This is a genomic window from Mesorhizobium sp. M00.F.Ca.ET.216.01.1.1, from assembly GCF_004010325.2.
Taxonomy (GTDB): Bacteria; Pseudomonadota; Alphaproteobacteria; order Rhizobiales; family Rhizobiaceae; genus Mesorhizobium.
The window spans coordinates 1-380 of the sequence record NZ_SADR02000210.1; the positions used below are offsets into that span (position 1 = coordinate 1).

Sequence of the window (380 nt, forward strand, 5' to 3'; positions counted from 1 at the left end):
CAGTCAAAGTTTCTCTAGAATGTGGAATGTTCACAGCCCATTCCGGAGAGACCGACCATGACCACTTCAGATTCTACACCCGCCGCCGCGGTGCTGGTAGCGATCGACATTGCCAAGGTGCGCAATGAAGTTCTGATCGAAGCACCGGGCCACAAGCGCCGGCGTCGCCTTTTGGTCCTCAACACCCGGTGTTGAGCACGACCATATGATCGAAGTGCTGCAGGCGTACGGCCGCCCTGTGGTCTGCGCCTTTGAAGCGACCGGGAACTATCACCGGCCGATAGCATGGCGCCTGGCTGAAGCGGGTTTCGAGGTGCGGCTGGTGGCGTCGCTGGCGCTGGCCCGAACACGAGAAGCGTTGCACAACAGCTGGGACAAGA

Annotated in this window: 1 pseudogene; it reads left to right on the forward strand. The window is 60.0% G+C overall.

The features are described from left to right. Positions 1–57: 57 nt before the first annotated feature. Positions 58–380 (forward strand): annotated as a pseudogene (locus EN859_RS35770) (transposase); the annotation flags it as partial.